This window comes from Novosphingobium sp. JCM 18896, assembly GCF_025938095.1.
Lineage (GTDB): Bacteria > Pseudomonadota > Alphaproteobacteria > Sphingomonadales > Sphingomonadaceae > Novosphingobium.
In genome coordinates this window covers 1-21,818 of sequence record NZ_JAPCZF010000006.1, presented here as the reverse complement: position 1 = coordinate 21,818, position 21,818 = coordinate 1, and the positions used below count along the sequence as shown (strand labels likewise).

The following is a 21,818-nucleotide window of genomic DNA, read 5'->3' as shown; positions in this document are numbered from 1 at the left end:
CTGAAAATCCGCAGTTGTGGCAGTGAAAAACGAAGCCGGTCGGGGTCTGCGTGACGCTCATGCAGCGGTCCGTTTTGTTCCGCCGGCTGTGGGAGCATTGGGGGCAAAGCTGCTTCCCGGCTTTGGTCGGTGCCCAGGTCACAGGCCGACCACCGGAGCGGGGCTAGCTCGGGCTTTCGCCCTGAAACCGCCCTCCATGAAGGCTATCGGGTCGGGTGCGCCTTCGCGTTTCGCCCGGCCGATCATGGTAATCACCAGTTCGGCGCCGTGGTCGCGCTTTGCCTTGCCAAGCCACGATCTCGCCTGGCTCTCGGACTTCCCGCAGCTCGTGATCAGAGCCACGCCAGAGTCGAACATCACCTTTTCAGGATCGATGACATCGCGGCCGTTAGCGTTAGCTAACGGAATATATGTCTCTGTCTCTGTCTCTGGTGAGTTACGGTGACGTTCCTGTAACGTTACACCGTCGTTACCGTCCCTCTGCTCACCGTTACCAGTGTCCTGCGATGACCGTTTCCGCTGACGATGAGCAGCGACGCGCTCCTTGGACCGGTCAGAAGAAAACTGACGGTCGCCCCACTTGACCACAGAGCCCTCAGCCACCCGCCCAGCATCGGCGAGAGCAACGAGCACAGCGTCAACGTCAGCCTCATCCGCTCGCAGAAAGTAGGCGACCTCGGCGGCGTCCAAGTCGTACCGGCCATGCTCATCGATCTCCGCTGCGCTTTCGAGAATGGCGCCCCAGATCCACAGGACCCGCTCGACGGGTTGCTTGCTCTTGATGGCGACGCGGACGAGCTTTTCGTCACGCATCATCCCGGCGTAGTGGCGAAACCAGCGGCTCATTACAGGGCCTCGAAGTTAAGGAGGAAGCGCGCGTAGGCGGTGTCTTGAAGCGCCTTGAAATACTTGTTCTCGACAAGGCTGGGTTCTGCCTGGGCAGCACGACGAAGCGCTGCGAAGGCTTGGAATGAGGCGTCAACCTCATCCTCTTCGATCACGTAGGTAGGGACGACGGGCGCTGTCATTGCCACCCCCACTGCTGGAGGGTTTCGTCGATGTCCTCGATCGACCGGCAGACAGCGACCTTCTGGCCAAGCTCGGTCAGCCAGCGCTCGCAATCCTTCTGCGAGGCGGACTGATACCTGCCCTCAATTTTGACTTCAATGTGCCCAACCCGGCCATCCGTGCCGTAGACGATCAGATCGGGAAACCCCGGCGTAAGGCCATCACGCTTGAGGTTGGCCATCTGCCGGGCGCGATCCATCTTGTCGCCACGCAGCACCGCGCCGTTGGGGATCGCTACAGAGCGATAGCCCTTGACCGTGAGATAGCGAACAAGCGTGCGCTGGAGTTGCGTTTCGGGCCTCATGCCGCCTTGGCCTCCCGCAGAAGGGCCGCGACAAACACCTGAGAGGCAATGTCAGCGTCGGCGCGCATCTGTTCACCACGCCAGTCGAAACCGCGCTCATCGTACTTGTCGTAGTCGAGCATCGGCCGGCTCTGCATTTCGCGGATCTCGGCAATGCGACGAAGACCTGGCGCGTTCAGGAACTCAGTCAGGATCTCGCTGCGCACCTTTCGGTCGCAGGGAATGTACCGGACGAGCACGCGCGCCATAGCTTCGGGGGAGCGGTGCGCCTCAAGCATGGGGAGCCCCAAACATCGCCCAAGCCGCGATACGGCGGTTCTTGTGCTCTGTGATGCGGCCTTTCAGGGCTGCCTTTTGACGGGCTTCTCGGATGGCTTTCTGACGTGCAATGCCACGGGCGATCTCGCGCTTGATGCGAAGGAGGCGAAAGATCCTCATCATCACGCCACCGCCTTCAACACGACGGCCTTCTTAATCAGGCGCTCGCGCTCGTTGGGGCCAAGTTCGCGGCCCATTTCGCTTTCCTGATGATGAGCTTCGCCCTTGGCCGCGAGGTAATCGCGTGCAGCCTTTTCGAGCTCGTCGTGGTCGAGTTGTTCAGGCGCGCGGACGATCGATCGACCTTCCGGCAGCAGCAGGCTCAACAGCTCATCGGGGACAACGCCGATCAGTGCCACCAGCGCCGACAGACTCATCTGCGTCTCGCCTTTGGCGTAGTTGCAGAGGCTGTCGTAATCGACGCCGCTGTCCATGCTAATGGCCTTGAGCGTCAGCCCATGGTCGCGCTTGGCAAGGCGGAAAACCCGCTCCTGCGACGATTTCACGTTTTGGATGATCTTCGGATCAAGCGGCATTGCACGCCTCCGTCAGAAGGGCGGGCATCGGCGTGCGGTTCCGGCTATTTTCGCTGTAGCTGCAGATCCGCAGGTTGGACCTACGATTGTCTCGCGGATTCCGATTGATATGGTCCACCACCTGCAAACGCGAGGGCTGAACCCCTAGAATGTCGTGATAGACATAGATGTTATGGCGCTTGCCATCGGCGGAGCGAACTTGCCGGCTCAGTCTGCCGTCTGTCGTGACCCGCCAGCAGAACGCTCGAAGCAGTGCCTCATCTTCGGCATCGAAGAGAAAGGCGAGTTCACCGATAACAGCGGAAATGAACTCACCCGACGGTTGGATGTTGAACAGTCCATCGTCTATTTTGGCAGTTTGCCGTTCTAGCAGGTGCCCTGTCTGCCCTGCTTTCCTGCGGGCGTTGATTTCGTGATCGGGTGTTTTTCCAACCTCACAAATCACAGCGCGCGAAACACTCGCCTGCCCGATGCCAAGCTGCTTAGCTATCTGGCGTTGCGTCATTCCGGATCGGTAAAGTTGGATAATCGTCGAAACGTCACGCATGATTACCTTGAACCTCCGCGCTATCGAGAGCGTCATGACAAAGGGGGTTAGACAAAGCGGCCGAGCGGATCGCAGCGGGGGTGGGGCAACCCGCCCGGCCAAGGTAGGCGCGCGTGGGATCAGCCAACGCGCCTGGAGCATCGAGATCAGTGAAGATGAGCGTGGGGCGCAGCGAGATCGTGAAGCTCTCGGAACCGCGCGCACCAAGACGCCTGAGAAAAGCGGGCGGGCGCACTTAGCGTTCCACCTTCATGCAGCGAGCAAGGGCGAGGCCGAAGATGATGCTGGCTACAAACCATGCGGTGAGGAGAGCCGCGATGATCATGCCGCTGCCCTCTGCTTAGGAGGGGTCCACGGCTCGACACTTTCCAGAACAGCCATCTGCTCGTCAGTCAGATCGGCGATCGTGTCGTGACGCCAATCGGTCTTGCGATAGATGGCGATTGCGAGCGCGCGGGGTGGTATCCGGGCGCCGCTGAGGATCATGCTGCCGTAGGACTGGCTGATGCCGGTCGCCTCGATGAGTGCCTTGATGGAAGGGGGGGCATCGGTCATGCCCTGATGTCACAGATTGTGATGTTAAAATCAAGTCCAAAATATCACAGCCTGTGCGGCGACCATGTTGGATTGCCGTGGCAGATTGTGACCATGGACGATCAGGCGAAAAACGGCGGGCCGAACCACCTCAAGTCGTGGCGCGAATACCGCAAGTTGACGCAGGCCGAGCTGGCTAACCGCGTCGGAACTAACGCCAACATGATTGGCTACCTAGAGAGCGGCGAGCGTGGGCTGTCCGCTAAGTGGCTTCGCAAGTTGGCTGACGCGCTAAAGATAACGCCGGGCCACCTGCTCGACCACAACCCAAACGAGATGCCTAGCGACATCCTAGAAATATGGATGAACGCAGATCCTTCGGTTCAGCGCCAAATCGCCGAAGTGGCGAAGGCGTTGGTTCGTACGGGTACGGACGGGTGAATTACGCCGGATTGTAGAGGGACCGCAATGGATACCGTAAAGCACCTGTCATTCCGCTATGCAGGTATACACTTTCCTGCTGACGGTGGATTGCCCCGGCATGAGTTCGAGCTCACCGACCGAGAGGCCCGCGCAGTTGGGCGGTTTGCAGTGACTGTCCATCCTGAAGGCACTGTGGGCGAGCAAATTACCGAGGCGCATCGCCTTATGGCTGAGTACCTAGAGGGCTGGGCTCGACAAATTCGACCTGAGCCAGCGGCATCCTAACGTAGATCGGGCGCTTCGCCCCGAACTGCCACGTTTCCACATATCGATATCCGTCGTCAGGGATGAGTACGTCCGCTGACGCTTTGGCGCGCACGCAACGCACAGGCGCAGTCTTTACGCTAGGCTGGTCTCGTGGGGGCATCGTCATATGCCTTTCCTACACGCACATCGCCATTCATTCTAGTGAGATGATTCGCGCGCTGTGACTGTGTACATCACAAAATGTGATAAAAAACGCTTGACCCCATAATCACAATCTGTGAAAACATCTCCAACGCCACGATGCCCAACGGCAAACGGTGGCTTGGAGGTTGCCATGGCTACCCACGCCGAAATCCAGTCCGACAAGCTCAAGCTCCCGGTATTCGTCCGCGCTCTCTCCGTAGAGCGTAGGCTTACCGATGCGATCGAGACCTGCTCGTTCAACATCGCCCGATTGAAGAACCTTCGCGGTCAGCTTCGTTGGGAGATCAACAACGCCAACGAGCAGTCCATGACGCTCTGGTTCGCCACCTACATGCAATCGATCGAACACCACATCGACTGTGCAGAGAACGTCTCTGGATGGCGGGAAGAGGCGATTGCTAGGCCGGCGCACTATGGCCTGGGGAGGGCTGCGTAATGGCAATACTTCCCATTCGCGAGAAGCAGTTTCAGACGGCCAACTTTGCAGCTTGGCTGACCGCCAACGGCGGTGAAGTTGGCGTCCCCACCAATCGCTACGAGGTCATTCGGTACCGGGCGTTTTGGAACGGTGGTTCCAAGGCCGCGACCCATATCGTCTACTGCAAGGACAGCGGGCTCCTGACCTACACTGGAGCATCCGCCGAACATTACCGCGCGTTTATCAATGGCGTCTTCATGCCCGTGAACGTGAAGGAAGCGGAGAGGCAGAGCGGTAATCTCAAGGCGAAGGCCAATCGCATCCAGAAGCCGGCGAAGATCCGCCAGAAGCTACGCGAGCGCGACGGTCGGGATTGCTGGTTCTGTGGTGTCGAGATGACGCCATTCGAGGAAACCATCGAGCACCTGATCCCCAAGTCGGACGAGGGCACCAACTCGCTATCCAACCTCGTGCTGGCGCATCAGCCCTGCAACCAACGTGCAGGTAGCCTTTCACTGGCCGAGAAGATTGCCCTGCGCGCCGAACTGCGAGCTTCCAAGACGGAGCAACCCGCATGACCGGCCTCTACGCAGATCGCATCCCCGATGAGGTCAAGGCCATCGCTGCCTTTCATCGCAGCCTCACCGCGCGCCTTCGTCCCGATCCGATCCCCCTCGTAACTGAGCAGATCGCACCCATCGGACAGAGCTACGAAGCCCGCAAAGCCCGTGAGCACCTTGCCTCACTATCGCCTGAACGAAGGGCGGAACTTGAAAAGGAGTGGGAGCGATGAGCCGCATCACCGCTCAAGGCACTTTCCGCATCCACGAAGGATGGCGCGACCACACCTCTTCGGCTCGCCGGGCTCATATCCACGGCAAGCTCCTCCCCATGGACCGCCCCCTCAAAGACGAGGGCACCGGATACGAACACCTGTCCATTTGGGATGAGCAGCCGAGCCTTCTTGCTGGCGTGGGCTGGGGCATCCTCATCCTTTCCATTCTCGCTTTTCTTTGGGTGATTACGCAATGAACTTCGACCTCACCGCAGCCCTTGAGCGCGAGGGCATCAAGAAGATCGAGCGCACCGCCGGCCGCATCCTCGTGGTGCTTATGGATGGGCGCGCTGGTGTCGGCGGGACTGTCTCCGAGGCCCTTGCCAAGGCTCAGCAGCCGAACGCCTTCAACGTGGCGAGGGCGGCATGAACGCGCACGTCCAGTTGGGCGAGATCGCCCGCATCGCCGAGCAACTTTCCGTCCTCTGCGACGATGACGAGCAGCTTTTCCATGACATGCTCCAGGGCGAAAGCGACATCGATCGCATTGTCTCGCGTATCCATGAGCAGATCGCCCGCGACCAGGAAATGCTCATCGGCATCAAGGCGCGCGAGGAAAGCCTCAAAGAGCGCAAGCAGCGGATCAATGATCGTGTCGAGGCTGCCAAGGCAGCGATCGGCAAGTTCCTCCGCGCCGGGCAGCTCGCGAAGCTGGAGCTTCCAGAAGTCACCTACTCAGTGAGGGACGGCAAACCAACGCTGCGGGTTTTGGACCCCGCCGCCGTCCCCACTGAGTATCAGCGGGTGAAGTCCGAGCCCGACAAGCCCGCGATCAATGCGGCTTTCGCAGAGGCTGAAACCCTTCCCAACTGGCTGACCCGCGACCCCGCTCGCGATGTCGTTAGCGCGAGGACGAAATGACCGACAATCTCCGCATCTGGTCGAAGGTCGAGAAGACTAATCCGGCCCACACCAAGCACGTCAATCAGCGCGGCGGCTTCACCGCGGTTAGCGCAAACTACCAGATCCTTGCGGCGACCGAACTGTTCGGGCCGATTGGCGAAGGCTGGGGCTACACAACGGACACACCCGTCATCGTCGATACCCTCGTGATGATCCCGGTCACGCTTTGGCACGGCAACCGCGAAAACTCTTTCGGCCCTATGTGGGGCTGCGAGGAGTGGAAAGACGCCAAGGGGCGCATTGACAGCGACGCCCCCAAGAAAGCGACCACAGACGGCCTGACGAAGCTCCTGAGCCAGCTCGGCTTCAATGCCGACGTGTTCCTCGGGAAGTTCGACGATCAGAAATACGTCGAGCAGATGAGGCGGGAGTTTGCGGCGGTCACTGAGCCGGACCCGATGAGCCCCATTACCGACAAGACCCGCGACTGGCTGCAAGCGCAGATCGACGCCGCCCCCGTTCAGGTGGGCGATGTCTGCCGGGCCTTCGAAGTCTCCAGTCTCAAGCAACTCACCTTTGGCCAGGTCCGCGAAGTGACGGACTGGATCAAGCAGAAGAAGGCAGCCTAACCCATGCAGAGCATCACCATCGCTGGCCGCATCGGCCGAGACGCGGAACTCCGCAACACACAGAACGGCGATCAAGTCTGTGGCTTCACCGTCGCCGTCGATACCCGGCAGGGGCGCGACAAGGTTACGAACTGGTGGCGTGTGAGCCTGTGGGGCAAGCGCGGCGAGGCACTGGCTCAATACCTCACCAAGGGCGCCTCTGTGACCGTTCAGGGCGAATTCTCGCTCGGGGAGTACGACGGTAAGCCCCAGCTCAACATTCGCGCCAACGAGATCGCCTTGCAGGGCGGTCGCTCGGAGGGCGGGCAGCGCGATCAGCGTAGCGCCGGGGATCAGGTCCGCGACCACTTCCCGCAGGCCGAAGACCTCGACGACTCGATCCCCTTTTGAGGTAGCGTCATGGCTCTCCCCAATCGCCTCCCGAAGAAAGCCAAGCGCGATACCCGGTGGCGCTCGCAAGCCCACCTTGGTTTCGTCCGCTCTTTCCACTGCGCCGTCCCCGGTTGTCAGGGAATGCCTATCGAGGCGGCTCACGTTCGCCTCGGTTCCGGGGCAGGCATGGGCCAGAAGCCGGATGATTTTCGGGCGGCACCGCTCTGCAAGTTCCATCACTCCTCGCAGCACTCGCAAGGCGAGGAGACGTTCTGGAGCGCTTACAAGGCGGCATCGGGCCAGTCGGTAGATCAGTTGCTCGATGAGCTTTGCAAGGCCTCTCCCAAGGCAGCCGAGATCAAGCGCGTGAAAGCGGAAAGGCTGGTCAATGTCTGACAACTATGAACCAGAACTTGGCCAGATGCTATTCGGCCAACCAGGGCAATCCCTGTCGGTCCCGACTGAACTGGAGGCCGCAATGGACGCGCTTCAGAATGTGTTCGGCGCTCTGCATCCGAAGCTGTACAATCCGTGGGGCAACTCAGGCGCCCGGTATCGCTGGTCATGCTTCGAAGCGCACGCATACGACTGGGGGGACGACGAACAGCCGTTCAACTTCAAGTGGCGAGATTTCATCGTCTCTTGGTACAAATACAATGGCCGGGGAATGTCGCGCAATCGCAAGATGAGCGCAGCCGAACTGGCAGAAATGCTCCGCGAGTGCATGACCGCCATGCTCACCGAACAGCCGGTGGACTGCCATGCCAGCTGAGCATACCGCCATCCTCCGCACGCACCGCGAGTTTGCGCACCGCATGGTCGATGCCGCTCCCGCAGGTAGCGTGATGAAGATCGCAGCCCCGCGCCGCACGCTCGACCAGAACGCGCTCATGTGGTCGCTTCTCAGCCAGATCAGCGCCGCCAAGCCCGAAGGCCGGGAGCTGACCCCCGACGTATGGAAGAGCCTCTTCCTGCACGCCCTGGATCACTCCCAGCGCTTTGAAATGGCTCTCGATGGCAAGGGCATGGTCCCGGTCGGCTTCCGCACCTCGAAGCTTTCCAAGGAGCAGATGAGCGCCTTGATCGAGACCATCCATGAATACGCCGCTCGCAACGGCATCCAGTTCAAGGACTAAAGCTATGAACGTATATTACGAGCAGATCGAAGATGAGGAGATCACTCGCGAACTGGTCGCGGAGGAAACCGACACCGCGCTGCTAGCTGAATGGTACGCCGACCTGCGCCAGGTCGAGAATGAACTCGCCACCATGATCGGCAGCCTGAAACTGGTGGACGCTCAGGGCACGACAGGAATGGCGCGCAAGCTGGGATATACCCGGATCGCCTGTAACTGGATCACCAAGCGTCTCGCAGAGCTTGGCGAGGAAGTGCCCGACAATGCGATGAGCAGCAAGTTCAGGCGCATGAAGCAGCACCTCACCGACGCCAACCGCGTGCTCGAAAAGAAGAACGCTCAGCTCAAGGAACTTCGCGCCCGCGTGGCCGAGCTTGAGGGTCAGCTTAGCAGGAAAGCAGCATGAGCGAACGGGGCTGCAACTGCGGGGCGCAACCCCATTGCGCCTACAACCGCATGGTCGTCTTTCACCGAGAAGACGGCTTCTACCCGGTCATCGGCACCGCCTGTGAGGATTGGGCTCTGCATGCCTCTCTGAACCCCGGCACGGTTCGTATCACCACGATCGATGATGTGCAGATCTGGCCAGAAGGAACGATGCAGTGAGCCGCGATAGAGATGGCGCGCGTCAGCGCCGAGACGCGAAGGCGGCTCGGGTGCCTCAGCACCGCCAAACTCGGGCCGAAAGGCATCGCCCAAATTCAATCAGTCCCACCTGACCCCCTTAGACAGAGGAATTGTAGAGTATGGTACAGGAAGAGAAGAGTGGGGTGGAGATCAACCACGCTGCGCTGCCCGAGCGGATCGCCGGCGGCCGAAGGTGCGGTGTCGAGAAGAGCGCTTGGCTAGATGGTTGGTTCATTTCTTGGTCGCCGCGCAACGACAACCAGAACGCCGAGGGTCCGTGGGAAGATTGGGTTTCGCTCGCCAAGGCCATCCTTGCAGCCGATGAGGCGGCCCGCACCCCCACAGTCTCGGAGTCCTAACCATGGCCGTCACCCGCACCATCGAGATAAAGCTCGGCCCCGACGAGCTGGCCGAGCTGTTCTGCGAACTAACTGGCGACCGTCAGGCGCTGTTCTTCGCCAACATCCACGACATCGCCAAGGACTGGCCCGGCGCAGGTTGGTGCCAGCAGTCCTGCGATATCGCCCGACACATCGAACAGGACGGACGCGAGGTCATCACCAAGCTCGCTGAGCATGTGCTTTGCTATGATGAGTTGATCGACGCCATGAGCGGGGTTGTCGACATACTCGGTCGGGTCGAGAGCAATGCTAGTGGCAGCCCTGAATGGGACGACATCGGACCTCGCATTGCTAAGTTCCGCGCCGCCATCGCCAAAGCGGAGTCCTAACCATGGAACAGGAAGGACAGAAGGGGCAGGGGGCGTTTACGCCGGGGCCTTGGGAGGTTGCCGAGCCAAGCTATGGCTGGGACCACTTCGCCGCCATCGTCACCAAAGACGGACTGGTTGCCACGTGCCACCTTGCCGCACTTTCCCGCGACTATGAGCAGAGCAAGGCTGACGCCCACCTGATAGCCGCCGCCCCCGACATGCTCAAGCAGCTTGGCATTGTCGTGGACTGGCTGAGTGCCTGCCTGGAATGTGCGGCCTTTCAGTGGGACGGGGACCAGCGTGAATGCGCAGTTAGCGACCTAGAGGCAGCCCGCGCCGCAATCCTCAAAGCCACCAGAGGCTCGCTATGACCCTCTCTCTACAGGATCAGGGGAGTCCGAGAGCGCGGGCGAATGCCTACGGCACCGCGCTTTCGTCGCTTCGCGATCGAGCCCCTGTGGGTCTCGACCATTCGGCTTCAATCGCTTTCGCGGGTGCAGCGTGACGGCCTTCTACAATGAGATCGATCCGCTTGCGGCGCAGACGATACGCGAGGCCATCAAGGCCGGCGTGATCGCGCCTGGCGTCGTGGACGAAAGGGATATCCGTGACATTACACCAAATGACCTTGCCGGGTATTCTCAGGTCCATCTCTTCGCTGGAGGTGGAATCTGGTCTTACGCCGCACGACGAGCCGGATGGCCTGACGATCGCCCGCTCTGGACCTGTTCCTGCCCATGCCAGCCTTTCAGCGCGGCAGGCAAGGGAGGCGGGTTTGATGACGAGCGGCACCTTTGGCCCGCTGCGCAATGGCTCATCGAGCAGTGCGCGCCTGAGTGCGTCGCTGGCGAGCAGGTTGCAGACAAGGGTGCAGACCCTTGGGTCGACCTTGTACAAGCTGACTTGGAAGCCATGGGTTACGCCTTCGGGTGTGTCCCGCTTGCGTCTGCGGGCTTCGGTGCGCCGAACCCTCGTCACCGGTCTTTCTGGTTGGCCCACGCCGTTGGCGGCCGACGCGCGGGGATCGGCGGGGGTGGGCAAGACCGAACTGCCCAACATTGCGGCCCTGACCGGTTGGGCAACCCTGTGCGCCATGGAGCCGGACCAGTCCGCCGAGACGGTGATCGCGAGGAAGCGGCGGCTGACCGAGACGACCGGCATATTCCGTGGTCCAGCTTTGCCCCTGGGCACGCAGGCGCAATTGGCGGGGTGGCCGACGCCCGATGCCTCACTGATGAACGACGGAGCAGACGTGGAGAAGCACTTCGCGCGCCTGGATCGGATGAAGGAGAGGCACGGCAACGGCAATGGAGCGGGACTGACACTAGCGATAGCGACGCAACTATCGGGTTGGCCGACGCCACGAGCGAGCGACACGAATGGAGCGGGCTTGCACGGGACGGGCGGGATGGACCTCCGCACGGCGGTGCAAATGGTGACAGCGATCCGCGGCCAGTTAACGGATTCTGGCGAGATGCAGACTGGCTTCTTTGCCGGGATCCACGAGGCCCACGCTGGCGGCCCGTTGACGCTGGAACATTCCCTCTGGCTCCAGGGCATCCCGCGCGTGTGGGCGGACTTCGTATCAGCGGCAATGCAATCAATGCCGAAGTCGCGACGGCGTTCATCGAAGCGGTGATGGCCGAGCTCGACGAAAGGCTCGCCGCATGACCCGCGATAGGGACGGAAGCCCGGCAGGGCGGAGACTGCTTGCAGGCTCCGTTCACGACGGCCCGGGCCGGAACGGCATCGCCCACCCTCTATCCCAGGACCCCTACTAATGGACAACACCCCCTCAGAGCCTTTGTTCGACGCCGAAGCTTTCGCGCTGGAGGTCCGGTTGGCGATGGCCAGTGAGAACATCAGCTATCGGCAACTCGCCTCGTTGATTGGCAGCGATCAGGCCAGCATCCACCGTGCTGCCAAAAAGGCGCTTCCACCCTCGATCGAGACGTATCTCCGGCTGCGCAAGTGGCTCGATGGAAGGGTTGCCCAATGACAGAGCCTGACATCGCGAAGATCGCGGCGGGGCTGACGGCAGGTGCCTCACGAGCCTGCGTCGCAATGCGTTGCGAGTGGGATTTCCCAGGCAAAGCCACGTTCGATGCAAACGGAGCATGGGCACTTCACCATGCGAAGATTGGGCTTGGGCGCGGTGCGATAGCCGAAACGACACTTATCCCGGTCAGCCGGAACAAGCGCCGGGCCTACCGCCTCACCGACCTAGGCCGCCAAGTTGCCGCCCACCTAAAGGAGCCCACCCCATGACCACCAACGAAGCGGCGCTCAAGCTGGCGCGGTCTGTCGCAGAACGAGAAGCTCCGGCAGTCCTCGAATGCCTGTTCGGCAAGGCCTACAGCGGCACCGTTGAGCGTGTGCTGACCGATGGCCTTCGCGTTGCAGCCCTCGCCGCCATCCTCGAAGTGACGGAGCGGGCGCTAGCCAAGCTGGATGAGTGCCGCGAGCCTTGTTCGGTATGCCACGACGCCCTGTCGAACATGGAGCACCTGTCATGACCAAGACCCCCGAACAGGCCGTGATCCAGGCGACGCTACTGCCGTGTCCGTTTTGCGGCGGTGAGGCTGAGTTGGGCGGCTATCAGACAGCATGGTACGTCAGATGCCAGACCGACGAGTGCTGGGCGGAAACCTACGGCGCGCTCTACATAGACGCGACCGAGGCCATCGCCGCATGGAATACCCGCCTCGCCCACAGCCAGTCCGCGTCTGAGGGGCTGCGGGAAACATGGCTACGCTTGAGACACGCGATAACCGGCGTGATCAGCGATGTGGAATGCGCCCTTGAACTGCGGGAGGGCTTAGACGCCTTGCACTACGACGGGGCGCAGGAAGCGCGCGCCGCCGCTGACGCCATGGACGCTGCATTCAATGCCCAACCCCTTACCGAGCCCCAGCGCTTCGGGCAGGAGGGGGAGGCATACGATATTGCGAGCCGCATTTCAGTCAGCGAGTTTCCCGGCAACACGTTTGCGGAACGGCTCGAAAACGCCCGCATCGTCCTTGCCGCCCTTACCCCTGCACAGGCCGAGCCGGTTGCGCTGGATGCTTACGACGCTGGGCTGCTGAACGACTACGGTGGTGGTGATGTGAACTGGTGGCAGGATTACATTCGCGCTGAGCTTGGCCGCGCCCATGACTTCTATGCGGCGCAGTTCGACGCCCATCCCCCAGCACCCCCGCTGGACAGGGAGGCTGTTGTGGAGCGAATGGCCCGGGCGATCCACGAGCATTGCTGCAAGCGTGACGTGATGACGTACCTCGCGAACAAAGAGGACTGCCTCGGCCTCGCCCAAGCCGCCCTAGACGCAGCCCTACCTCTTCTGGCCGAAGAGCGGGGAGAAAGGTCGTGAGCGACACCCAGGCCCTCGTTGAGCGGTTGCGGTCAATGTCTCGACACGAGCACGATGACCTGTCCATCGCGGACGAAGCAGCCAACGCCCTAGAGCGAATGGCCGCAGAGGTGGAAGCTCTGAGGGAGGCGTTGAAGCCTTTTGCTGAACGCCGCACGATCGAGGAAGAACTTTCCGACCCGACGCCGCCAGTGTGGGCGAATGCCACGCCTGAGCGACGCATCGAGATGATCGGTGAACGCAAGCGCCAGCACGACGACGACATTTTGCGCGCCCGCCAAGCCCTCTCCGATAGGGGGAGGGGATGACCTACCCACTCAGGACGATGCCTGCGGCCCGCGCTCTCGTGAACGGAGCCCTGTCGGTCTCCGACCTACGGGCTTCGATCGCTATCGCGGGGAGCGTGCGGTGACGGCGCAGACGATCGCCTCGAAATTCCGCCGCGCTTTACGCAACGGCACAGGCGCGACATTCACGCTCGAACAGATGCAGGAGCTGGCCGGCTTCGGCGTACTCAAGATGCTGGCCACCAAGGAAGCCGACGAACTATGCCCCGAGAACCCGAGTTCCGCGTCGGAGATTATTGGCTCGCCAAGCGCCGAGACGGGAAGTCGCCGGACATCTGGCAGATTGCATCCTACTCCGACAAGTCGCGGTCCGTTGTCTATCGAAGCACTAAGTGCCGGACACTAGACCATGAAAAGGCCCAAGAGGTCTTGCGCGCCTATGAAGCTGAGCAGCGGTCCAAGAGCAAGGACCAGCCCGCCAGCCAGGCTGATCTAGTGCCGCACCTGTTCCACTATCTCACCGAGCACGGTCCGGACGTGAAGCGCCTCGATACCGTCAAGAGCAGCTTCCGCGCGTGGATCGGCTTCCTCCAACAGGACGAGCTCACCACGGGCGCCAAGGTGGCCGACGTGACCAAGAGCATGGTCGCGCGCTTCCGGCGCTGGCGCATGGGTCCGCATAGCTATGCAGTACCATGGAACGGCAAGGTGTTCTCCAACACCTCGGCCGGCGTGACTGGCGAGACGGTCCAGCGCAATATCGAGGACTTGCGGGCGGCCCTGCATCACGCGGAGGCCGAAGGCAGGATCACCGCTCCTAAGATCGCATCGGTAAGCCGCAACCTTCGGTCGGGCCCGCGCGACTTCATCTATACGCCCAAGCAGCTTGGGTCGATCTTCGGCTATGCTCAGGACGACATCGAGGCCTATCGTTGGCTTGCCATGATGCTGGCCACCGGCTGCCGCCCTGGCGTGGCCTTGGCGTTCGATCCGGCGACGCAATGGCATGGTCCCGTGCTCGACTTGCAGCGCCCCGGCGTGGCGTGGACCGACAAGCAGAACCCGGTCGTGCCCGTCATCAAGCCGCTGGCCGAGATACTGGAGGCGTGGAAAGCCAACCCGCACCCCCCGGTCAAGAGCCGCAAGCGCTGGTGGAAGACTATGAGCCGCGTGCTCGGGCTGCCGGATGAGGCCCTGGCATATGGCTTCCGGCACACCGTATCGACCTTCATGGACGAGCAGGGCGTACCCGGCGCGCAGATGTCAGGGATCGTCGGCCACATCCCCCGGCACCGCGGCGTCGCCAAGACCACGGCCAAGAATTACCTGCACTTCGATCCGTATAATTGCCCCAAGGCAGTCAGGGCGTTGACGAAGCTGTTTCAATCCGTAGAGCGTGAAGCGACCACCTGGCGCGCGGACCACTTGCGGACCATTCCTGTCAGAGGCAAGCCGATTACGCTTGCAAAGGCGGGGGTAAAAGCATAGTATTCACGGGCTTTCATGGCAGGTGGGGCGCTTAGCTCAGTTGGTAGAGCATCTCGTTTACACCGAGAGGGTCGGCGGTTCGAGCCCGTCAGCGCCCACCAATCACCGCTCCGAAAGAACTGTTGAGGCTAGATAAAACCGCCTCAATGCGGGCCTAACAATGCCTCGCGGAAATCAGTTCGATGAGCGACGGAGTGGCCTTGCGCTAAGCCGCGAGTGTTTCGGGCAACGCCCGTTCGGACGGCCGCGCCATAAGATAATTCAACGACCGCAGTAAGGGGGCGTGGACGGTGCGCGTCGGTGTCGATGGCACGCGCTTGGCGGCTACGTCGACTTGTTCTTCCCGTCGGGGCATTTCCGCGTGCGGAGCCTCTGGACCACCCCAGGTGCCGGTGACCTGCCACATCTCGTAGTAAAACAGCCATTCCGCGGTCCAAGGCACGATCGTTTCCGCAAGGAGCATACCTTCGGACCACTCAGCGCCATCTGGATAATAAAGGCAGAGTTCCGCGCCGCGAGGATCGTCATACAGTCCATAAAGATGTGGGATGGCTTTATCCTCACGCGGCGAAAGCGGAGATAACACCCGTGCGACTGGCCAACGTGCCATGAAGGTCAATTGCTCGTCTCTGCACCCGCGGCAATCGGTAATTCGAACTCGATATGAACTTGAGAGAGGACAAAGCTCACCTTCCCAGATTGTGATCCACGGTAAACTAATGACTGGCCGAAGGGCTGGGAAAAGGCGTCGCATGGCGTCCTCCTGCCTCCAACCAAGACGCCGCCCAAAGCGATCCTGCCAATGGCTTGATCCGGGCGAGAACGCAGGCTCGTCCCAGAAGAGAGGTAGAGGCATCGCGCGGTCGACCAGGGGGATCATCGCGCCGGGCCGCAGTAGAAACGATGTGGCGGAGCGGCGACGCTGCGTGAGGACGTCGAACCGGAGAAGCTGACCGCGCCCGACCCCGCTGCTGCGAAGCGGCCAGCACGGCTCTGCTCTGCAGCCCGCTCAGTCGCGCGGCGGTAACCATCCATTGCGGCGTTCTCGCCAAAAAGGGTTCGTAGGATCTCCGCCTTGCGGGTCTGTGTGCCATCCTCCCGGACAAGCTCATCGAGATGCACAACAAGCTGCATCAGGTCTCGCGCAAAACGGTAGTTCGCATCGGTGTGCTTCGGCCATCGGTCGGAGAGAACGTCTTCGGGGCATGCTGGGTTGACGACGTGTAGCGGATTTGCCGAGACACTCTGCGCGACGTGGATCGATGCGAGCCGGAAGTCAGAGACCAAACCCGAGCCCTGGGGGGCCTCCGCCGCGATGCGCGAAAGGAGAACAGATGGACAGCGGTCATAGCGCCCAGCGTCGCAGCGAAGGTCTCGATAACGCTTCAGCAGTTGCACGGCGAGAAGACGATCGGGCTTGGCGTCGGCCGGAGTTTGCTCAGGAACGGGCACGATCTGTGCACGGACGGAGCGTTTAGCGATGACGCTGCGCGGCCGCACCGCAGCATCGAACCAATTTGCAAAACCTTCCGGGTTCGCCAATGCGTGGTTAGGCCGATCGGGGTGCCTATCGAAAATAGTAACAACCCTAGCATCGCGACCGGGCATAAGGACCGCGGGGGTTACGTCCAAATGCATGTTGGAATAGCCGAGTGTGACGCAGCGCTTCTTCAACTCGCATGTCGTGAACTTCAGCCGGCCTTTACCGGCTTCGAGGGAACGCGCCACGAGCCGCAGCACCTGCTCAGGGTCGGAATCAGGATGCAGCGCCATCTCTAGAAGAAGGTCGATGTCATAATCTTCGCGATCGTCATAAGCGGAGATCGTCGATCCCATGCGAAAGGATCCCTGCGGATAAATCACCGGATCGTAGCCCGAAAGTCCGCTCGCCTCGTCATCGAGGTAGCGACTCACCGCGCCGAAGTGATCCACCGCTTCATCGTAGGCCGTTGGCGAAAGCTGGATCTTGCGGGCAACATCCGCAAGCAAATCATCGTAGAAGCGATTGACGGGGCGGGAATGCAGCATCTCAAGACTCCCTTGCAGGGTGGAACGGGACGAACGGCTCCCGAGTACCGATGAAGAAACAGCTTTCCATGTCGGGCAGGTGGTTACGCGCGCTCGCGCGCCCCATCCTGACCAGCGTCTCAATCTTCGATGCGTCGTCGAGCGCGACAAAACCTGGGTCGACCATCGCGTTTATGCGTCGAAGGTGCGGATTGGTGTGCGGGTGGCCCAACAGCAGCTTGGCTGTCGCCTGACTGAAGCGATCCTGCCCCTGGAACATTAGTTCCAGTAACCACTTGACGTCCTTCAGCCCGACCATGTCTTTCACTGGATGAACGGTATCGGTGCAGCCAAGCGAGAGCATGCGGGTCTCTCCCATGTCCCACTTGAGGGTAGAGGCCGCTTCAATTGCGGCCGAGCCCATCGGATTATTCGCCCAGATCCCACCATCCAGCAGGTGCGAGGCGCCGTCGAAGCTGTGCGCTGGCAAGAAGGAGGGTGCAGCTGCTGTCGCCAGTGCCGCATCGACCGCCCTGCGCTCGTAATCTACTTTGAAGCGTGGGTGGTGGGCGGTCTTGAACACGTAAGGTCCGCCATGCGCAGAATCAAATGCCGGAATCACCAGCCGCGTAATGCTATCGCCAATCGAGCTGTCTCCGAAAACGTCCTCCAGCGCGCTGCGCAATTCGTCAGAACCGTATTTAGCGGTTCCGATGTGCTTCAGCGTACGGGCGAGCTTTCGCCAAGCGTGTTTGGCAGCGGTGAACCTCCCTCCTAACGGAGCTTGGTCGAAGATCGCGGGTCCCCGATCCACATAAAACCGACAGATATCCTCGGCGGAAATGCCGAGCCCCAGCCCCAAGGCGATTATGCCGCCCGTGGAAGTCCCCGCAATGAGGTCGAACTGGTCGACGACGCGCTTTCCGGTCAGTCGTTCAAGTTCCGCCAAAAATGCCGCCGGCATCGCACCTTTCAGCCCACCTCCATCGATCGCCAGGATGCGGCGAGGAAGGTGTCTCTTCGTTGTATCGTCCGCAGAATCGGACGCCATAGCATACCCTTTCTTCAATTTCGTAAGATATACCATACGACGGCGCACTTGTAAATTCTGGCGCACGTGTCGTAAGATCAAGCAGACGGCGCCGATTGGCGTCGGGGAGAAATGACGTTGTCAATTGCCAGCACGCTCAAGGACCTTCGCGCCAGGAGTAGGCAGTCCTTGCAGCAGGTCGCAGACGCGGTCGGCGTGTCAAAGGCGCACATATGGGAACTCGAAACCGGTAGAAGTCGCAATCCGGGGATCGAACTCGTGCGTAAACTTGCGGATCATTTTTCGGTGACGATCGCGTTCTTAATCGGCGACGAGGAGGTCGAGGATCCCGCCGCATTGCAGTTCTTCCGCGAGTTCGGCGGGGACATCTCAGAAGGCGACTGGGAAGTGCTCCGGTCACTCGCTGAAAGGCTCAAGCAGAAATGACGGTGAACGAGGAACTGCTGATGGAGCTCGCGGATTGCGGTTCCCCTGAGCGCCTTCTCAGCGTCATCCTCGATCATCACCCTGCGTGGCGTCCGCCTGTCGATATCGAGGCATTTGGCCTAACAGTGGGAATCCTCGAATACCGTGACCTCGAAGTCGAGGGGTTCGTGGGCGCCCTCATGACCGACATCGATAAGACCAAAGGTGTCATCTTGTCAGCGGCAGGCCTGTCGGTACCTCGGCGACGGTTCACTGTCGGACACGAGTTGGGTCACTATCTGATTGGTGCACACCGAGGCGACAAACGCTGCACGTCCCGAGATATGCTAGAGAACCGGCGCGAAACCTGGCACCAGAAAGAGGAAGCTCAGGCCAATCGCTTCGCGGCGGGTCTATTAATGCCCAAGCCTTGGTTCGTTGCGCAAATGGACGAACTTGGTTCACCGGATATTCGTCACCTTCGCGCCATCGCTTCGACGTACTTGGTCAGCATCGAAGCTGCGGCCAATCGCTATATCGAGCTGTCATGCGAATCGTGCGCCTTCGTTTTTCTGCGCAACGGCAAGGTCCGCTATTCGCGCCCCTCGCGATCGTTTCCGTCACTGTCGATCCGCCCTGGCGATCCAGCGCCCTCAGACTGTTTGGTCGGGGCAAACTTTGAGATGGCATGGTCGGAGACAGATGCGACAGACTGGCTGCGAACCGAGCGTCAAGGGCGACTGCCCTCCGTGCGAATGCAGCGCCTTGATCAGGCGGACGGGTTTCAAACTGTCCTTCTGCTCGTTGACGAGGTTGAGGAGGATCAGATCGACGAAGAAGTTTCGCTTGAAGAGCGTTATAAGCCAAGGTTTCGATACTAATGGCGGCGGTCGTAGGGGGCCACGTTTGAGCTCCTGACCAGTGCCGATGGGTTATCAAAATCTAATTGGTCCACAGTGCAAGCTGGCGGCGCTTCGGTCTCTTCAAGAGGATCGCTCATTCGTAGATGGCTAGCATTGGAAGGGGATTGGCGGCTAGTCGAACCCATTGAGCACGCGAACTTGATGAACGGAGGTTGCTCAGGCATCGCCTCATCGAATATGCTGATTGACCGCGCAGTTTTGAGGATAGAGCCATACCCTGGCCCTCTAGACAGCACCCGCATTCTAAATTCTGACGACGAGTGTGTATGGCAATTACGGATATTTTTAGTCGTCGCTATGAGGGCGTGCAACTTCTCGATACTTGGGGCAAGCGCGAGACGGCCCTGATGGTCCAGTCCGTTGCCATGATGCGGGAAATCCTCTGGTCCGGTAAGAACTACGAGAAGGTTGACGAGGATACTGATCGTATTTATCGGTCAATTCATGATAAAGTGGCAATTGAAATTGGTGTCGAACATCTATCGGCACCGACATATGTTAATAACCTGCGTACCTACCGTTACAGCTATCCTCAAATCATTCGAGCCTATATGCTTCAGGTCCCGCAGGGTGGAGATTCACTCGAGGACTTCTTGAACGATCGCATCAGTGTCATAGAGCAGGCATTCAAGTACGGCTACGATTACGTTCAGCAACGGAACGCTGCGCTAGACGTTGAAATCGCGAAAGCTCTCGAAAAGGACGAGACTCGTGGGTCGCCATACGTCAGTAGAGCTCCTGTGCCGCCCGTTTCGCGAGGTGGGTCCCCCACCCGTTCTCGACAGGACTGGGGGGCACAGATCGAGCGAGCGACGGCAAAGCTGACAACATACCATCGTGATCGCGTGAAGGATGAGAACAAGGCTCTCAACGAGAGGTTTGCTGTCGCTAGCGAAGAGCTAAACGAACGCCTTGGGATTGCCGGCTTGCCGCTACATTTTCACAACGGCCTGTTTCAGCTGCGAGGCGATGAGCTCGTGGAGGAAGAAGTTTACGAGTATTTCTGGGAGCTCGTGTCTCATTCGATGTGGAGAAGCGTTGACGAGCAGATGAAAGAGGCATTTGACCGCCGGGACGCGGACGACCGCACAGCGCCGTTCCATGCAGTGTCGGCGCTGGAATCGGTTATCAAGATCATCAGCGGACACCTGAAAGCCAACACTGGGAACGAGAAAGGTGCATCCCACTATATCGACAACTTGATCAGCGAGCGCAGCGGACGGTTCATTGCGGCTTGGGAAGGTGACATGCTCAAAGGCATGTTTCGGAACATTCGCAATCCTTTCGGGCATGGGCCTGGCGAACATGAGCTCCCGAGGTTGTCACCGCAGCAAGCGGACTGGGCGATCGATTCCGCGCTGGTTTGGAGCAAATCTCTCATTGAGCGCATTTAAGGTCGCTCGTTGCCCCTGACCCTGCCTTCAGCGATCTCGAACTATCGGCCCGACGTCGATCCTGATCTCCGAGGATTGAACTTGCTCGACTAACGTCTGCAAAGCTGGCGCCAAACGACCTAGTGCAGGGAGGCGTTCGCGAGAGATCGACCGGCCGTCATGGCTACAGCGCAGCCACCCATCAGACCTGCGCTGCAGTCGTGCCCGGGGCTACCCCACGCCCCGAAGTTGGTTAGTTTACACCGGGGCTGACCGGCAGGCAACGTGCCGCATTCATCAATGTCCGGCTGACGGTTCGTACTCATCGGCACCCCGAAATGGTCCGTTTGAACTTATGCACGCTGAGGAAAGCTAGCTGCATAGGGGGAACATTGCTTCGACATCGCGACGCTGTATGATCCAGTATGGATCAAGCCGATGGGAGCGGTGGCAAAGGTCGTCGTACATTACGTAGCCGTTTCAACTTCTTGAACCTGCCCCAATCGCCGCGACCCGCGGGTGCGCACGTCTCATTATGATCTGTCGTCAGACGGGCCGGAGCTAGTGGATTACGCACCGTCAGCGACATGATAGGCTCGGACAATGTCGATCCTCTGCTTCTTCGGACGGCATGCGCTCTCCCCGTGTCGGTGGCGCATGGCAAGCATGGTGGCTACCAGGCCTACTGCGAGAGATGTGCGATGCCGCTCGAGCGCGGCGATACCGGCCCCTGGCGGCCCGCGGCACCATTGTCGCATGCCGCCTCGCGCCTGCGCTAGGCATTGGTCTGACTGGGCGGCTCTGCCCATGGACTCTCTTCCCGCACAGGCATAGCTCTAGCCCATCGCCACGGGCGCCTGTTGGACCGTCATCCAATCCACGCCGGCGAAATACCTTTATTTTATCCCTGATATAAACTGCCCCGCGGACCTCCTCCGCGGGGCTTTTTCGTGTGCTCACGAGTGGACTCATTAAGTGCTGAGGTAACGGCTTAAAAATCGGTGATCCGAAGATCCAGCGTAAGCGCCGACGGAACCCGGCCTTGTGCGGTGGGCGGATGGGGTGAAGTTCGCGGGGCAGACGGAGGCCTTGCGAGTGGATATCGAGCAGTCAAACGAGCCTCGTATGAGCGCTCGCGGCG

The 21,818-nt window shown here is 60.4% G+C and carries 38 protein-coding genes, 1 tRNA gene and 1 pseudogene; 29 read left to right on the top strand and 11 right to left on the bottom strand.

All coding sequences use genetic code 11. From position 1 onward, the window contains the following. Nucleotides 1–138: 138 nt before the first annotated feature. The 8 genes from OLX23_RS19875 to OLX23_RS19840 all read right to left on the bottom strand — a co-directional run bounded on the left by OLX23_RS19875 (nucleotide 139) and on the right by OLX23_RS19840 (nucleotide 3,328). Nucleotides 139–846 (bottom strand): hypothetical protein, encoded by a 708-nt coding sequence (locus OLX23_RS19875; protein ID WP_264446848.1) that lies wholly within the window; start codon nucleotides 844–846, stop codon nucleotides 139–141. After that, complete coding sequence (locus OLX23_RS19870; protein WP_264446847.1) at nucleotides 846–1,028, bottom strand: hypothetical protein; 183 nt, start codon at nucleotides 1,026–1,028, stop codon at nucleotides 846–848. Before OLX23_RS19870 ends, OLX23_RS19875 begins: the two co-directional genes overlap by 1 nt. Continuing rightward, nucleotides 1,025–1,372: a VRR-NUC domain-containing protein gene (locus OLX23_RS19865; protein WP_264446846.1), complete on the bottom strand. Its 348-nt coding sequence runs from the start codon at nucleotides 1,370–1,372 to the stop codon at nucleotides 1,025–1,027. Before OLX23_RS19865 ends, OLX23_RS19870 begins: the two co-directional genes overlap by 4 nt. Then, on the bottom strand, nucleotides 1,369–1,650 hold the full coding sequence (locus tag OLX23_RS19860; protein WP_264446845.1) for a hypothetical protein: 282 nt from the start codon (nucleotides 1,648–1,650) through the stop codon (nucleotides 1,369–1,371). Before OLX23_RS19860 ends, OLX23_RS19865 begins: the two co-directional genes overlap by 4 nt. Continuing rightward, nucleotides 1,643–1,813: a hypothetical protein gene (locus OLX23_RS19855; RefSeq protein ID WP_264446843.1), complete on the bottom strand. Its 171-nt coding sequence runs from the start codon at nucleotides 1,811–1,813 to the stop codon at nucleotides 1,643–1,645. Before OLX23_RS19855 ends, OLX23_RS19860 begins: the two co-directional genes overlap by 8 nt. Then, nucleotides 1,813–2,226, bottom strand: a complete 414-nt coding sequence (locus OLX23_RS19850) for a hypothetical protein (RefSeq protein WP_264446841.1) — start codon at nucleotides 2,224–2,226, stop codon at nucleotides 1,813–1,815. The genes OLX23_RS19855 and OLX23_RS19850 overlap by 1 nt, the downstream gene beginning before the upstream one ends. Next, nucleotides 2,216–2,731, bottom strand: coding sequence for an HNH endonuclease (locus OLX23_RS19845; RefSeq protein ID WP_264446840.1), 516 nt, complete (start codon nucleotides 2,729–2,731; stop codon nucleotides 2,216–2,218). The genes OLX23_RS19850 and OLX23_RS19845 overlap by 11 nt, the downstream gene beginning before the upstream one ends. A 363-nt stretch (nucleotides 2,732–3,094) precedes the next feature. Further along, on the bottom strand, nucleotides 3,095–3,328 hold the full coding sequence (locus OLX23_RS19840) for a hypothetical protein (RefSeq protein ID WP_264446839.1): 234 nt from the start codon (nucleotides 3,326–3,328) through the stop codon (nucleotides 3,095–3,097). 6 nt (nucleotides 3,329–3,334) lie between these two features. Here OLX23_RS19840 and OLX23_RS19835 point away from each other — a divergent pair, with 6 nt between their 5' ends. The 26 genes and pseudogenes from OLX23_RS19835 to OLX23_RS19710 all read left to right on the top strand — a co-directional run bounded on the left by OLX23_RS19835 (nucleotide 3,335) and on the right by OLX23_RS19710 (nucleotide 15,019). Next, complete coding sequence (locus tag OLX23_RS19835) at nucleotides 3,335–3,748, top strand: helix-turn-helix domain-containing protein (protein WP_264446838.1); 414 nt, start codon at nucleotides 3,335–3,337, stop codon at nucleotides 3,746–3,748. Nucleotides 3,749–4,331: 583 nt separating this feature from the next. Next, nucleotides 4,332–4,637: a hypothetical protein gene (locus OLX23_RS19830; protein WP_264446836.1), complete on the top strand. Its 306-nt coding sequence runs from the start codon at nucleotides 4,332–4,334 to the stop codon at nucleotides 4,635–4,637. After that, entirely contained in the window at nucleotides 4,637–5,197 is a 561-nt protein-coding gene (locus OLX23_RS19825) for an HNH endonuclease (protein WP_264446834.1), read from the top strand. The genes OLX23_RS19830 and OLX23_RS19825 overlap by 1 nt, the downstream gene beginning before the upstream one ends. Further along, on the top strand, nucleotides 5,194–5,412 hold the full coding sequence (locus OLX23_RS19820; RefSeq protein WP_264446833.1) for a hypothetical protein: 219 nt from the start codon (nucleotides 5,194–5,196) through the stop codon (nucleotides 5,410–5,412). Before OLX23_RS19825 ends, OLX23_RS19820 begins: the two co-directional genes overlap by 4 nt. Then, nucleotides 5,409–5,651 carry a hypothetical protein gene (locus OLX23_RS19815; RefSeq protein ID WP_264446832.1) on the top strand — a complete coding sequence of 81 codons (243 nt, stop codon included), beginning with the start codon at nucleotides 5,409–5,411 and terminating at the stop codon, nucleotides 5,649–5,651. Before OLX23_RS19820 ends, OLX23_RS19815 begins: the two co-directional genes overlap by 4 nt. Continuing rightward, a complete protein-coding gene (locus OLX23_RS19810) occupies nucleotides 5,648–5,824 on the top strand; it encodes a hypothetical protein (RefSeq protein ID WP_264446830.1) in 177 nt (58 codons plus the stop codon). Before OLX23_RS19815 ends, OLX23_RS19810 begins: the two co-directional genes overlap by 4 nt. Beyond that, the gene (locus OLX23_RS19805) at nucleotides 5,821–6,315 is read left to right on the top strand and encodes a siphovirus Gp157 family protein (RefSeq protein ID WP_264446828.1); all 495 of its coding nucleotides are present in this window, start codon (nucleotides 5,821–5,823) and stop codon (nucleotides 6,313–6,315) included. Before OLX23_RS19810 ends, OLX23_RS19805 begins: the two co-directional genes overlap by 4 nt. Beyond that, entirely contained in the window at nucleotides 6,312–6,926 is a 615-nt protein-coding gene (locus tag OLX23_RS19800) for a hypothetical protein (protein ID WP_264446827.1), read from the top strand. The genes OLX23_RS19805 and OLX23_RS19800 overlap by 4 nt, the downstream gene beginning before the upstream one ends. Nucleotides 6,927–6,929: 3 nt before the next feature. Continuing rightward, the gene (locus OLX23_RS19795) at nucleotides 6,930–7,316 is read left to right on the top strand and encodes a single-stranded DNA-binding protein (RefSeq protein ID WP_264446826.1); all 387 of its coding nucleotides are present in this window, start codon (nucleotides 6,930–6,932) and stop codon (nucleotides 7,314–7,316) included. A 9-nt stretch (nucleotides 7,317–7,325) separates the two neighbouring features. Beyond that, nucleotides 7,326–7,694 (top strand): DUF1364 domain-containing protein, encoded by a 369-nt coding sequence (locus tag OLX23_RS19790; protein WP_264446825.1) that lies wholly within the window; start codon nucleotides 7,326–7,328, stop codon nucleotides 7,692–7,694. Beyond that, nucleotides 7,687–8,070 carry a hypothetical protein gene (locus OLX23_RS19785; RefSeq protein WP_264446823.1) on the top strand — a complete coding sequence of 128 codons (384 nt, stop codon included), beginning with the start codon at nucleotides 7,687–7,689 and terminating at the stop codon, nucleotides 8,068–8,070. Before OLX23_RS19790 ends, OLX23_RS19785 begins: the two co-directional genes overlap by 8 nt. Further along, nucleotides 8,060–8,434 carry a recombination protein NinB gene (locus OLX23_RS19780; RefSeq protein WP_264446822.1) on the top strand — a complete coding sequence of 125 codons (375 nt, stop codon included), beginning with the start codon at nucleotides 8,060–8,062 and terminating at the stop codon, nucleotides 8,432–8,434. The genes OLX23_RS19785 and OLX23_RS19780 overlap by 11 nt, the downstream gene beginning before the upstream one ends. A gap of 4 nt (nucleotides 8,435–8,438) precedes the next feature. Beyond that, nucleotides 8,439–8,840 (top strand): hypothetical protein, encoded by a 402-nt coding sequence (locus tag OLX23_RS19775; protein ID WP_264446820.1) that lies wholly within the window; start codon nucleotides 8,439–8,441, stop codon nucleotides 8,838–8,840. Next, a complete protein-coding gene (locus OLX23_RS19770) occupies nucleotides 8,837–9,040 on the top strand; it encodes a hypothetical protein (RefSeq protein WP_264446818.1) in 204 nt (67 codons plus the stop codon). Before OLX23_RS19775 ends, OLX23_RS19770 begins: the two co-directional genes overlap by 4 nt. A 140-nt stretch (nucleotides 9,041–9,180) precedes the next feature. Then, nucleotides 9,181–9,420 (top strand): hypothetical protein, encoded by a 240-nt coding sequence (locus OLX23_RS19765; protein WP_264446816.1) that lies wholly within the window; start codon nucleotides 9,181–9,183, stop codon nucleotides 9,418–9,420. Nucleotides 9,421–9,422: 2 nt separating this feature from the next. After that, nucleotides 9,423–9,791 carry a hypothetical protein gene (locus OLX23_RS19760; RefSeq protein ID WP_264446814.1) on the top strand — a complete coding sequence of 123 codons (369 nt, stop codon included), beginning with the start codon at nucleotides 9,423–9,425 and terminating at the stop codon, nucleotides 9,789–9,791. 2 nt (nucleotides 9,792–9,793) lie between these two features. Next, nucleotides 9,794–10,144, top strand: coding sequence for a hypothetical protein (locus OLX23_RS19755; RefSeq protein WP_264446813.1), 351 nt, complete (start codon nucleotides 9,794–9,796; stop codon nucleotides 10,142–10,144). A 130-nt stretch (nucleotides 10,145–10,274) separates the two neighbouring features. Then, nucleotides 10,275–10,712 (top strand): annotated as a pseudogene (locus OLX23_RS25835) (DNA cytosine methyltransferase); the annotation flags it as partial. Nucleotides 10,713–10,806: 94 nt separating this feature from the next. Then, the gene (locus OLX23_RS19745) at nucleotides 10,807–11,412 is read left to right on the top strand and encodes a hypothetical protein (RefSeq protein WP_264446811.1); all 606 of its coding nucleotides are present in this window, start codon (nucleotides 10,807–10,809) and stop codon (nucleotides 11,410–11,412) included. Nucleotides 11,413–11,553: 141 nt separating this feature from the next. After that, a complete protein-coding gene (locus OLX23_RS19740; RefSeq protein ID WP_264446809.1) occupies nucleotides 11,554–11,772 on the top strand; it encodes a hypothetical protein in 219 nt (72 codons plus the stop codon). A 265-nt stretch (nucleotides 11,773–12,037) separates the two neighbouring features. Continuing rightward, complete coding sequence (locus OLX23_RS19735; RefSeq protein ID WP_264446808.1) at nucleotides 12,038–12,289, top strand: hypothetical protein; 252 nt, start codon at nucleotides 12,038–12,040, stop codon at nucleotides 12,287–12,289. Beyond that, on the top strand, nucleotides 12,286–13,143 hold the full coding sequence (locus OLX23_RS19730; protein ID WP_264446806.1) for a Lar family restriction alleviation protein: 858 nt from the start codon (nucleotides 12,286–12,288) through the stop codon (nucleotides 13,141–13,143). The genes OLX23_RS19735 and OLX23_RS19730 overlap by 4 nt, the downstream gene beginning before the upstream one ends. After that, the gene (locus tag OLX23_RS19725; protein ID WP_264446804.1) at nucleotides 13,140–13,451 is read left to right on the top strand and encodes a hypothetical protein; all 312 of its coding nucleotides are present in this window, start codon (nucleotides 13,140–13,142) and stop codon (nucleotides 13,449–13,451) included. Before OLX23_RS19730 ends, OLX23_RS19725 begins: the two co-directional genes overlap by 4 nt. A 100-nt stretch (nucleotides 13,452–13,551) precedes the next feature. Further along, on the top strand, nucleotides 13,552–13,836 hold the full coding sequence (locus OLX23_RS19720) for a hypothetical protein (RefSeq protein WP_264446802.1): 285 nt from the start codon (nucleotides 13,552–13,554) through the stop codon (nucleotides 13,834–13,836). A gap of 23 nt (nucleotides 13,837–13,859) precedes the next feature. Continuing rightward, nucleotides 13,860–14,918 (top strand): integrase, encoded by a 1,059-nt coding sequence (locus tag OLX23_RS19715; RefSeq protein WP_264446801.1) that lies wholly within the window; start codon nucleotides 13,860–13,862, stop codon nucleotides 14,916–14,918. Between the two features lie 25 nt (nucleotides 14,919–14,943). Then, nucleotides 14,944–15,019 (top strand) — tRNA-Val (locus OLX23_RS19710). A gap of 104 nt (nucleotides 15,020–15,123) precedes the next feature. On the opposite strand, the gene OLX23_RS19705 is transcribed toward OLX23_RS19710, so the two are convergent. From OLX23_RS19705 to OLX23_RS19695, 3 genes are all read right to left on the bottom strand, one after another. Then, nucleotides 15,124–15,537 carry a hypothetical protein gene (locus OLX23_RS19705; protein ID WP_264446800.1) on the bottom strand — a complete coding sequence of 138 codons (414 nt, stop codon included), beginning with the start codon at nucleotides 15,535–15,537 and terminating at the stop codon, nucleotides 15,124–15,126. A 257-nt stretch (nucleotides 15,538–15,794) separates the two neighbouring features. Beyond that, nucleotides 15,795–16,946 carry a nucleotidyltransferase gene (locus OLX23_RS19700; RefSeq protein ID WP_264446798.1) on the bottom strand — a complete coding sequence of 384 codons (1,152 nt, stop codon included), beginning with the start codon at nucleotides 16,944–16,946 and terminating at the stop codon, nucleotides 15,795–15,797. 1 nt (nucleotide 16,947) lies between these two features. Next, entirely contained in the window at nucleotides 16,948–17,976 is a 1,029-nt protein-coding gene (locus OLX23_RS19695; RefSeq protein ID WP_264446796.1) for a CBASS cGAMP-activated phospholipase, read from the bottom strand. 111 nt (nucleotides 17,977–18,087) lie between these two features. Between OLX23_RS19695 and OLX23_RS19690 the strand changes: the two genes are divergently transcribed. The 3 genes from OLX23_RS19690 to OLX23_RS19680 all read left to right on the top strand — a co-directional run bounded on the left by OLX23_RS19690 (nucleotide 18,088) and on the right by OLX23_RS19680 (nucleotide 20,698). Then, nucleotides 18,088–18,402, top strand: coding sequence for a helix-turn-helix transcriptional regulator (locus OLX23_RS19690; protein WP_264446794.1), 315 nt, complete (start codon nucleotides 18,088–18,090; stop codon nucleotides 18,400–18,402). A 2-nt stretch (nucleotides 18,403–18,404) separates the two neighbouring features. After that, complete coding sequence (locus tag OLX23_RS19685; RefSeq protein WP_264446793.1) at nucleotides 18,405–19,262, top strand: ImmA/IrrE family metallo-endopeptidase; 858 nt, start codon at nucleotides 18,405–18,407, stop codon at nucleotides 19,260–19,262. 308 nt (nucleotides 19,263–19,570) lie between these two features. Beyond that, nucleotides 19,571–20,698 carry an AbiJ-NTD4 domain-containing protein gene (locus tag OLX23_RS19680; protein ID WP_264446791.1) on the top strand — a complete coding sequence of 376 codons (1,128 nt, stop codon included), beginning with the start codon at nucleotides 19,571–19,573 and terminating at the stop codon, nucleotides 20,696–20,698. Nucleotides 20,699–21,818 lie beyond the last annotated feature (1,120 nt).